This is a genomic window from Halobacterium bonnevillei, assembly GCF_009831555.1.
Classification (GTDB): domain Archaea; phylum Halobacteriota; class Halobacteria; order Halobacteriales; family Halobacteriaceae; genus Halobacterium; species Halobacterium bonnevillei.
The window spans coordinates 1-9,386 of record NZ_WUUU01000119.1; the positions used below are offsets into that span (position 1 = coordinate 1).

11 protein-coding genes are annotated in these 9,386 nt (G+C 68.7%); 7 read left to right on the top strand and 4 right to left on the bottom strand.

The features are described 5' to 3' along the window. The 3 genes from GRX66_RS13110 to pyrH all read right to left on the bottom strand — a co-directional run. Positions 1-644: site-2 protease family protein (locus GRX66_RS13110; protein WP_201293015.1), on the bottom strand; the 644-nt coding region annotated here is incomplete at its 3' end. A gap of 81 nt (positions 645-725) precedes the next feature. Further along, complete coding sequence (lysS, locus tag GRX66_RS13115; RefSeq protein ID WP_159526965.1) at positions 726-2,372, bottom strand: lysine--tRNA ligase; 1,647 nt, start codon at positions 2,370-2,372, stop codon at positions 726-728. A 2-nt stretch (positions 2,373-2,374) separates the two neighbouring features. Beyond that, the gene (gene pyrH, locus GRX66_RS13120; RefSeq protein WP_159526966.1) at positions 2,375-3,124 is read right to left on the bottom strand and encodes a UMP kinase; all 750 of its coding nucleotides are present in this window, start codon (positions 3,122-3,124) and stop codon (positions 2,375-2,377) included. A 450-nt stretch (positions 3,125-3,574) separates the two neighbouring features. Here pyrH and GRX66_RS13125 point away from each other — a divergent pair, with 450 nt between their 5' ends. The 3 genes from GRX66_RS13125 to GRX66_RS13135 all read left to right on the top strand — a co-directional run bounded on the left by GRX66_RS13125 (position 3,575) and on the right by GRX66_RS13135 (position 6,215). Next, positions 3,575-4,339, top strand: a complete 765-nt coding sequence (locus GRX66_RS13125; protein WP_159526967.1) for a molybdopterin synthase — start codon at positions 3,575-3,577, stop codon at positions 4,337-4,339. A 285-nt stretch (positions 4,340-4,624) separates the two neighbouring features. Beyond that, on the top strand, positions 4,625-4,876 hold the full coding sequence (locus GRX66_RS13130; RefSeq protein WP_159526968.1) for a DUF7123 family protein: 252 nt from the start codon (positions 4,625-4,627) through the stop codon (positions 4,874-4,876). Positions 4,877-5,102: 226 nt separating this feature from the next. Further along, positions 5,103-6,215 carry a site-2 protease family protein gene (locus GRX66_RS13135; protein WP_159526969.1) on the top strand — a complete coding sequence of 371 codons (1,113 nt, stop codon included), beginning with the start codon at positions 5,103-5,105 and terminating at the stop codon, positions 6,213-6,215. A 48-nt stretch (positions 6,216-6,263) separates the two neighbouring features. Here the strand turns inward: GRX66_RS13135 and thiL are convergent, their stop codons facing one another. Continuing rightward, positions 6,264-7,124 (bottom strand): thiamine-phosphate kinase, encoded by an 861-nt coding sequence (gene thiL / locus GRX66_RS13140; RefSeq protein ID WP_159526970.1) that lies wholly within the window; start codon positions 7,122-7,124, stop codon positions 6,264-6,266. A 138-nt stretch (positions 7,125-7,262) separates the two neighbouring features. Between thiL and GRX66_RS13145 the strand changes: the two genes are divergently transcribed. The 4 genes from GRX66_RS13145 to GRX66_RS13160 form a co-directional block, all read left to right on the top strand. Continuing rightward, the gene (locus tag GRX66_RS13145; RefSeq protein ID WP_159526971.1) at positions 7,263-7,718 is read left to right on the top strand and encodes a 30S ribosomal protein S19e; all 456 of its coding nucleotides are present in this window, start codon (positions 7,263-7,265) and stop codon (positions 7,716-7,718) included. A 109-nt stretch (positions 7,719-7,827) separates the two neighbouring features. Further along, on the top strand, positions 7,828-8,184 hold the full coding sequence (locus GRX66_RS13150; RefSeq protein ID WP_159526972.1) for a DNA-binding protein: 357 nt from the start codon (positions 7,828-7,830) through the stop codon (positions 8,182-8,184). 3 nt (positions 8,185-8,187) lie between these two features. Then, entirely contained in the window at positions 8,188-8,781 is a 594-nt protein-coding gene (locus GRX66_RS13155; protein ID WP_159526973.1) for a DUF7411 family protein, read from the top strand. An 87-nt stretch (positions 8,782-8,868) separates the two neighbouring features. Further along, on the top strand, positions 8,869-9,386 hold a 518-nt coding region (locus tag GRX66_RS13160), incomplete at its 3' end, for an EamA family transporter (RefSeq protein WP_159526974.1).

Sequence of the window (9,386 nt, forward strand, 5' to 3'; positions counted from 1 at the left end):
CGCTGGCGACGGCCGACGGCGCCGGCGACCGGCCCGAACAGGAGCGCGAACGCGATCACGACGACGACGAAGTTGTTCGTCACGCCCGCCGCGAACATGCGCGCTCGCGCGCCGCGGTCCGCCCGCTTCTGGCTCTCCTCGTTCGGTTCGACGAACGCGCCGATGGGCAACACCGCGAGCAGCGCCACGCCCATCGACTCCACCGTGATGCCCTCGACGCGGCACATCAGCCCGTGCCCGAACTCGTGGACGACCATCCCGATGAAGAGGCCGCCGACGATCTCGGGGGCGACCGACAGCGGCATGAAGTCGCTGACGCCGGGGATGACCAGCGCGTTCCGCGGCTGGTTCACGGCCGACGGCTGCGGCGGATTCGCGAGCGTCCCGATGGCGGACGTCACCAGCACGAACAGCGTGCCGGCCGCGACGACGAGCGCGATTCCGAGTCCGAAGTTCCCCCACGCTCGCCACAGTCGCTTCGGTTTGGAGAGTTTGTCGAGCAGTCGCTTCCCGCGCTTCGTGTGGAGGGTGACGATGGGGCCCGTCGAGGAGACGAACGACGGGAGGAGGTCGCGAGCCTTCGCCCACGACACGCCGACCCAGTACGCGAGCAGGACGAGGAGGGCGACCGTCCAGATGTCCATTACAGTGACTTCAGGGGTCACGCGGCAAAAGCCGTTGGGTCTGGGACGCGACCGCGGTGTGTCGGTTCGAGGAACCGACAGTCACTGATTGCGGCGGAGACGCTGCAGGACGAACTCGCGGTCGAGTTTCGCGAGGAACGGTCCGAGTTTCGGGCCCTGGTCCTCGTCGAAGAACAGCCGGTAGCCCGCAGCGAAGAACGAACCGATGTCGACGCCGTGGCGCTTGGCCGTCTCGTAGATCTCGCCCTGGAGGTCCTCGCCCGCGGGCTCCTCGGCCTCGATGTAGTCCGCGAGGTCGTCGAGCGCGGCTTCCGTGTCGGCGTCGAAGTCGTGCTCGGGCAGTTCCGTGCGCTTCAGGTCGTAGTTGAACTCGTTGTCCGTGCGGCGCGCCCACTCGCGGGCGCGCTCGACGCGCTCCAGGGCGGCGTCGACCGCCCACCGCGGCGCGTCCTCGGGGACGTGTCCCTCGCGTCGCGCGATTTCCTCGCGGAGCGCGGGGTCGTCGGTCATCCCGAGCACGGCGGCGAACGTGTACGGGATGCGGATGCGTTCCTCGCGGATTTCGTCCACGAGCAACGGGTAGACGCGCTCGGCGCGCTCGCGTTCGTCCTCGTCGGTGTCGACCTCGCCGAAGTAGACGGCCTCCATGCGGTCGAACTCGTCGACCAGCTGGTCGAGGCGCTCGATGGAGAAGTCCCGCGCCCGCTGGGGGTCCTTGCTGAAGAAAAAGCGCACGGCCTCGGGTTCGAGCAACCGGAGGACGTCCTGGACGAGGACGACGTGGCCCTCCGAGGAGCTGAACGGCTCGCCGTCCAGCGTGAACCACTCGTAGACCATCGGTACGGGCGGTTCGTCGCCGAGGACGTTCCGCGCGACGTCGACGCCCGAGGGCCACGAGCCTTCAGCGTGGTCCTTGCCGAACGGCTCGAAGTCGACGCCGAGAGCGCGCCACTGCGCGGGCCACTCGAAGCGCCACGGGAGTTTACCGTCCCGAAGCGTCGCCGTGCCCTCGTGGCCACAGCCCTCGATGGTGCGGTCGCCCGCCTCGACGTCCGCGCACTCGTACTCGACGGTGCCGGCGTCGAGGTCGATGGCCGTCACCGCGTCCGTCTCCGTGACGTGACCGCAGCTCTCGCAGATCGGTCGGAACGGGACGTAGTCCTCGTCGACCTTCTCTTGGTACTCGCTGAGGACCTCGCGTGCCCGATCGCGGTTCTCCAGCAGGAACGCCGTGACGTCCTCGAGGTCGCCGTCCTCGTAGAGCGCGGTGTTCGACACCATCTCGACGTCGATGCCGAGCAGTTCCGCGGACTCCGCGATGAGGGTCGAGAAGTGGTCGCCGTAGGAGTCACAGCACCCGAACGGGTCCGGAATCGCGGTGTAGGGCGCGCCGAGGTTCTGTCCGAGGGCGCCCGCGTTCACGTCCCCGAGGTCGACGATGTCGCCGTCGAGGTCCGCGAGCTTCCGCGGGAGTTTCCGCAGCGGGTCGCGGTCGTCGCTCGTGAACACCTGTTTCACGTCGCAGCCGCGCTCCCGCAGGACTTCCGCGACGAAGTACCCACGAACGATCTCGTTCATGTTCCCGAGGTGCGGGACGCCGGACGGCGAGATGCCGCCCTTGATGACGATTGGTTCCTCGGGGTCGCGGTCGAGAATCCGGTCGGCGGCGGTGTCCGCCCAGAAGCCGTGTTCGTCGCCGAGAATGTAGGGGTCGTCTTGGGGGTGCATCGCTATTCGCCGTCGCCCAGCGCGTCGGGTGCCTCGTTGTCGACCCAGTACGTCATCTGGTCGGTCGTCCCCTCCGGGATGATGTCAGTGCCGTCGTGTTCGCCGTACAGCACGGCGTCGACGATGCGGGAGGGGTCGGTGCCGTCCAGAACGATGGTCCGGACGCCCGACCGCTCGATGAGTTTCGCGGCCAGCAGGTCGACGGGCGCCGACGACCCCGCGTTCATCTCGATGTCGGCGATGATGTCCACGAGTTCGCCCGCGTTCATCTGGTCGAACCGCTCGGCGCCGGCGTCCTCGTTCGGGTCGGCGCTGAACACCCCGGGGACGCTGGTCGCGTACAGCAACAGGTCGGCGTCCGTGTACTCCGCGAGCGCCGCGCTCACGGCGTCAGTCGTCTGCCCGGCCACCACGCCCCCCATCACCGAGACGTCGCCGCGACGCATCGCCTCCCCGGCCTTCTCGTAGTTCTCTGCGGGGCTCGGCGCCGCCTCACCGCCGAGCGCCGCGATGAGGAGGCGCGCGTTCAGCCGCGTCACGTCGATGCCGATGTCGTCGAGCTCGATCTCGTTGGCCCCGAGTTCCCGGGCCGTCGTAATGTACTCCCGCGCGACACCCCCGCCACCGACCACCGCGCCGATCTCGCAGCCGGCGTCGGTCAGTCGTTCGATTGCGGCGGCGTGCTCCTCGACCCGCTCGTGGGCCAGGTCGGGCGCGAGAACGCTGCCGCCGATAGAAACCACGACTCGCATACTACACCGTGATACCCCCGAAGCGTCCTTAAGGGTTGTCAACCTCGGCCGAACCCGGCGCGAACGGGTGCGTCGGGGTGCGCTTCCTCCCGCTCTCGGCGCCTGCGACTGGACCGACAAGTGAAGGCGGTGGCCGCAGAGGCGGGCGTATGGTTTCGGTCTTCGAACCGGCCGTCCTCCTGACGCTCGCGTGGGTGCTGGCGCTGTTCGTCGTCGGCTGGCGGTACCGAATGGGGTCGCTGCCGCCGACGCGCGCGCTCCTCGTGGTCGCGGCCGCACTGATGTGGCTGGCGTACTCGCTGACCCAGCTCGCCGACTTCCTCGCGTCACCGTACGACGTGCTCGTGGCAGTCGCCGCCGTCCTGCTGTCGGCGCGTCGCTGTTCCGGCGGTGGTGGCGGGCGCGGTAGGCGGCGACACCTACAAGCCTCGAGCCCACTCACGTCCGGGTATGCAACTACACGGCATCGTCGGCGCGGCGGCCGACGGCGTCGCGGACCTGCTCGCGGAGCGACTCAGCGACCGCGGTCAGGTCGGCGTGGTCAGGCACGGCGAAACGGACGCCCCGGAGTGGACCGCGTACGTCGTCGGCGACGGGTGGACCGCCGTCGGCGGCGACCGTTCCGTGGACGACGTACTGGACGATCTCGCGCGCGACCACGACTACGCCCTGCTAGTCGGGTTCCCGGACGCCGCACGCGTCCCGCAAATCGCCGTCGGTGACGCGGACGTGGACGATCCAGCGCTCGAACTCGACCCCGGGGATCCGGACCTCGACGCCGCCGTCGAGGCCGTCGAGGCGGCGGACTCCTACGAGACGCTGTCGTCGCTGGTCGCCGAACTGAAGCAGTCGCCGCGCGCGGACTACGCTGGCGCCATCGCTACGTTCACGGGCCGCGTCCGTGCGCTCGAGGAGGAGGACGACGAGTGGACGGAGTCGTTGACGTTCGAGCGCTACGAGGGCGTCGCCGCGGAGCGCCGAGCGACGATACGGGAGGAACTGGAAGCCCGGGAGGGCGTCCTGGACGTGCGCCTGCACCACCGCGTGGGCCGCATCGAGGCGGGCGAGGACATCGTGTTCGTCGCGGTGCTCGCCGGCCACCGCCGGGAAGCGTTCGCGGCCGTCGAGGACGGCATCGACCGCTTCAAGGACGAGGTCCCGATTTTCAAGAAGGAGGTCACCGTGGGCGACGAGTTCTGGAAGCACGAACAGTAAGCCGAACCTACCCACGCGCCCACTCAGGACGGCGCGCTGTCACTTTCAGTGCCGATATTCGGCCCGAAATCCGGCACTGGACGGCCAATATACCGTTCACGCGCCGGGCGAAGGTTGCAGTAGTGATTAACCGAAATAAAGTTCGAAAGCCGCCTATAAAATGTCTAAGCGGATTTAGAAATGTTGTAAAAGGTACGACTGAACCCGTTTTCCGCTGAAATATCGCGAATCTGCCCGAACGTTCACACCTTTATAACCGCCCGTAGCCAGTAGGCAGAATCGAAGATGAGCGCAACCCAATCCCCCTCCGCCGACTCGGAACCACAGGACAAGGAAGCCCGCCTGAAGACGTACCTCCGCGAGAAGGCAGACGAGGGCGAGCTCTACTTCAAGAGCAAGTTCATCGCGGACGACGTCGACCTCTCCCCAAAGGAGATCGGCGCGCTCATGGTGAAACTCTCCAAGTCGGCCACCGACCTCGACATCGAGAAGTGGTCGTACACGAGCGCCACCACGTGGCGCGTCCAGCCCGCCTGACCGACGCACTGCAACGCTCCCGGAAGCCGCCCGAACGCGCTCGAACTGACTCCCGACCGCCCTCTAATGCGGTACGCTGTCATCCCCACGCCCTCTAACGCGGTACGCTGTCTTCCTCCCCCTGACCGCCCGCTGGCGCTAGCCCTGCCATCCCACGGTTTCCCTCGTCGTTTGCCCCCGTGCTGCTACTAAGTGCTTAAACGGCTGGGGACGTAACCAACTCGTGATGTCGGCACAGCCGCCCGACGGCGCGCCAAGCCCCGACTCCTTCGAGTCGGTCTTCGACGTCTACGAAGTCCGCCAGCAGGACGGTCAGGTACTGTACTTCGGCGACCCGGCGACCGACCGCCAGCGCCTGATCGAGGCCGTCTGGCCGGCGTTCCGGGAGTACGGCTACGAAGTCCGGCTCGCGCGCCGGACCGGCGAGACCGTTCTGGTCGCGGAACCCCACGACGCCGGCGACGACGGCGTCCCGTGGACGAACGTCGCGCTGTTCGTCGCCACCCTCGTTTCGACGCTGTGGGTCGGCGCGACGTGGTACTACGTCCAGGACCCGTTCTCGCCGGATATCCTGCGCGCGCTCCCGTTCACGCTCGCGGTGATGGGCGTCATCGGCACGCACGAACTCGGCCACTACGTGATGAGCCGGTACCACGACGTCGACGCCTCACTCCCGTACTTCATCCCGTTCCCGTCGCTGTTCGGAACGATGGGCGCGGTCATCCGGATGCGCGGCCAGATACCCGACCGCGACGCCCTCTTCGACATCGGCGTCGCCGGACCGATCGCGGGACTGGTCGCCGCCGTCGTCGTCTCGGTCGTCGGCCTCGTGCTGCCGCCGGTGACAGTGCCGCCCGAGGTCATCAACTCCCCGTCGGCCGTCGAAGTCCAGTTCGCGTATCCGCCGCTGCTGCAGGCCATCGCCGCAGTCCTCGGCGAGCCGCTGTCCTACAGCGACCCGGCGCGGTCGATCAACCCCGTCGTGATGGGGGGCTGGATCGGGATGTTCATCACGTTCCTGAACCTCATCCCGGTCGGCCAGCTCGACGGCGGCCACGTCCTCCGGTCGCTGGTCGGCGACCAGGCCGGTCGCATCGCGCCGCTCGTTCCGACGGCGCTGTTCGGTCTCGGCGCCTACCAGCTGTTCGTGGCTGACGTCGGCGACGCTGCAGGAATCTGGATCCTGTGGGGCGTCCTCACCACCGTCGTCACGTTCGCGGGCACCGTCACCCCCGTCGACGACTCGCCGCTGGACCGCCGGCGGGTCGCCGTCGGCGTGCTCACGTTCGTCCTCGGGGCGCTGTGCTTCATGCCGGTCCCGATCCAAGTCATCGGCTGACCGGGCCCCGCGCCGACCGCTGGCTGCGGGCGCAGTTCTGCCGTCCGGCTAGTGCGTCCAGCCGCGGTCCGGGAGCGCCTCGCCGTCCAGCGTCACGCCGGACTCCGTGACGTCCCCGACGACCGACACCGGAACGTCGGTCGCTGCTCGAACCGCGTCGACGGCGCCCTCGGGGACTGTCGCGACGAGCTCGAAGTCCTCTCCGTACGTCACCGCTGCGTCCAGCGGGTCGTCGACGAGGTCTGACAGGTCAGCCGCGACCGGGACGCTGTCGGCGTCCACTGCGAACCCGCAGTCGCTGGCCTCCGAGAGCTGGTGCAGCGAGCGCGCGAGGCCGTCGCTGGAATCCATCATCGCCGTTGCGTGGCCGGCCAGCGCACGGCCCGCGGCGACCCGGGGGCGGAACCGGAACAACTCGTTCGCGAGCTCGGTGTCGCCGTGCTCGAACAGCGCCATCGCGGCGGCTGTCCGCCCCAGCGTCCCCGTCACGACCAGTTTTTCGCCCGCGCTCGCGCCGCCTCGACACACCGGGTCCTCGGCGCGACCGATGGCAGCTGTCGCGACCGTGAACTCGTCGTGGCCGTCCAGGTCGCCACCGACGTACTCCGCGCCGACGTCCTCGCAGACGTCCAGCGCGCCGGTGACGAACGCCGTCAGCGCGTCCGCATCGAAGTCGGGCGCGCCGTAGACGCCGACCGCCGCCGTCGCGTCACCCCCCATCGCTGCGACGTCCGACAGCGACGCGCCGACCGACCGCCAGCCGGCCGTGTATCGGGTCGTCCCCGCCGGGAAGTCGGTGTCGTCGTGGAGCATGTCGATGGTGAACACCGTCCCGTCCACGACCGCCGCGTCGTCGCCGGCGGCGGAGACGAGGCCGCCCACCAGCGAGAGCGCAGCCCGTTCGTTCATGCACGCCGATTCGTTGCCACCGCCTAAAACGCCGTGGGTAGCGCGAGAGCGGTCTGCCGCGCCAGCCCGCCCAGCAGCCGCTCGCCCCGTCGAACGCCTAACGATGGCTTTAAACGAATCCGACGTGAATTTCGCCCAATGGCAACCCTCTACGACGCCCCTGCGGACGAGCTCGTCGACGAGCTCGCCGAGGAACTCGAGGACCGACTCGACGAACCCGACTGGGCACAGTTCGCCAAGACCGGCACCGGCCGCGAACTCCCCCCCGAACAGGAGAACTTCTGGGCGACCCGCGCCGCCAGCCTCCTGCGGAAGGTCGCCATCGACGGCCCCATCGGCGTGAAGCGACTCGCTACCGCCTACGGCGGCACCAAGAAGGGCTCGAACCGCTACACTGTCGCGCCGCGACAGAGCACGTCCTCCTCCCGGAACATCGTCCGCTCGGCGCTCCAGCAGCTCGAGGACGAAGGCCTCGTCGAGCAGCAGCACGACCGCGGCCGCGTCGTCACCGCCGAGGGTCGCAGCCTCCTCGACGAGACGGCGGGCGACGTTCTCGAAGCCCTCGACCGCCCGGAACTCGAACGCTACGCCTAACCCGTCCCGCGACCCGCAGCCGTTTCTCCGTGCGTTCGCCGCCACGGAGCCGCGGCCTTACCGGCCAGGTGCGTCAGAATTAACCGGATTCACCACCAACGTTGCACGCATGAGTGGCAGCCCCGACGACGACCGGCTCGACGAACTTCGAGCGAAGAAGAAAGAACAGCTCAAGCAACGCAAACAACAGGGGGGCGGTGACCCGGAGGCCGCCCAGCAGGCCCAGCGCGAACAGGCCGAACAGCAGAAGCAGGCGTTGCTGCGCCAGCACCTCACCGACGGCGCACGGAAGCGACTGAACACCATCAAGATGAGCAAGCCGGAGTTCGCCGAGAAAGCCGAACAGCAGATTCTCGCGCTCGCCCAGTCCGGACGCCTCCAGGAGCAGATCGACGAGGAGCAGATGAAAGAGCTGCTCCGAGAGCTCAAACCCGACTCCCAGAGTTTCAACGTCCGCCGCCGGTAGTCGATGCAGCTGGGTTTGCTCTACAGCGGCGGGAAGGATTCGACGCTGGCGGCGCTCGTCCTGGAGCGCTTCTACGACATCACGCTCGTGACTGCGCACTTCGGCGTGACCGACGAGTACGAGCACGCACGCCAGGCGGCCGACGCCGCCGGGTTCGAGTTCAGGGCGCTGGAACTCGATCGCGAGGTCGCGGAGGAGGCCGTCGAGCGCATGCGGGAGGACGGCTACCCGCGGAACGGCATCCAGCACGTCCACGAGGCGGCGCTGGAGGCCGTCGCGGACCTGGACTTCGACGCCATCGCAGACGGCACGCGCCGGGACGACCGCGTCCCGACGGTGTCGCGGGCGCAAGCGCAGAGCCTCGAGGACCGCCACGGCGTCGACTACCTCTCCCCACTCGTCGGGTTCGGCCGCAACGCCGTGGACCGCATCGTGGACGCTGAACTCGACGTCGAGGTCGGGCCGAGCGAGGAGATTCCGCGCGCCGATTACGAGGCGGAACTCCGCGCCGTGCTCGCCGAGGAGCACGGCGAGGGCGCCATCCGCGAGGTGTTCCCCGACCACGACCAGACGTACGTCCACGGCCTCCGCGAGTAGCCCGGGGAGTCGCCGTCTGGCGTCTGTGCCCATCTCGCCGACCGCAATCGAATCACTCTTCTCCGGCCGCCGGTTCCGTCAGCGTGAATGGAGACCGGGCTGGTGTACGCATTGGTCGCCGCCGGCATCTGGGGCGGCTACCTGTTCGCCCTCAAGCGGTTCTTCGCCGGCATTCACGCCGCAGTGCTCACGCTGTTCGTGAACGCCGCTGCGATCGCGTGGTACCTGCCGTTCGCCGTCGCCACGAGCCCCGGCGGCCTGCCCGCGTTTCCGCCGATGGACGCGGGCGCGCTCTCCGTGCTCGCCGGCACCATCCTCATCGGCGGCGCGGCGTTCATCCTCTCGGTGTACGCGCTCGCCGTGGGGGACGTCTCGTACGTCGCGCCCATCGCGAAGATCGTGCCCGTGTTCGTGGTCCCCATCGAAGTACTGGGGTTGCACGCGACCCTGGAGCCGACCGCACTCCTGGGCATCGGCGTCGCGACGACCGCCGTCTACCTCGCGAACTACGAGGGCGGCCACGCGCTGGCGCCGCTCCGCCGCGCCGTCCGGTCGCGGCCCGCGCAGCTCGCGCTCGTCTCCGCGATGCTGTACGCCGACCAGCG

What these genes read in the sequence shown, in the direction of transcription:
- GRX66_RS13155 (WP_159526973.1), top strand. Translation starts at nt 8,188, where the DNA reads ATGCAGCTGGGTTTGCTCTACAGCGGCGGGAAGGATTCGACGCTGGCG.
- GRX66_RS13150 (WP_159526972.1), top strand. Translation starts at nt 7,828, where the DNA reads ATGAGTGGCAGCCCCGACGACGACCGGCTCGACGAACTTCGAGCGAAG.
- pyrH (WP_159526966.1), bottom strand. Translation starts at nt 3,124, where the DNA reads ATGCGAGTCGTGGTTTCTATCGGCGGCAGCGTTCTCGCGCCCGACCTG.
- lysS (WP_159526965.1), bottom strand. Translation starts at nt 2,372, where the DNA reads ATGCACCCCCAAGACGACCCCTACATTCTCGGCGACGAACACGGCTTC.
- GRX66_RS13125 (WP_159526967.1), top strand. Translation starts at nt 3,575, where the DNA reads ATGCAACTACACGGCATCGTCGGCGCGGCGGCCGACGGCGTCGCGGAC.
- thiL (WP_159526970.1), bottom strand. Translation starts at nt 7,124, where the DNA reads ATGAACGAACGGGCTGCGCTCTCGCTGGTGGGCGGCCTCGTCTCCGCC.
- GRX66_RS13145 (WP_159526971.1), top strand. Translation starts at nt 7,263, where the DNA reads ATGGCAACCCTCTACGACGCCCCTGCGGACGAGCTCGTCGACGAGCTC.
- GRX66_RS13135 (WP_159526969.1), top strand. Translation starts at nt 5,103, where the DNA reads ATGTCGGCACAGCCGCCCGACGGCGCGCCAAGCCCCGACTCCTTCGAG.
- GRX66_RS13130 (WP_159526968.1), top strand. Translation starts at nt 4,625, where the DNA reads ATGAGCGCAACCCAATCCCCCTCCGCCGACTCGGAACCACAGGACAAG.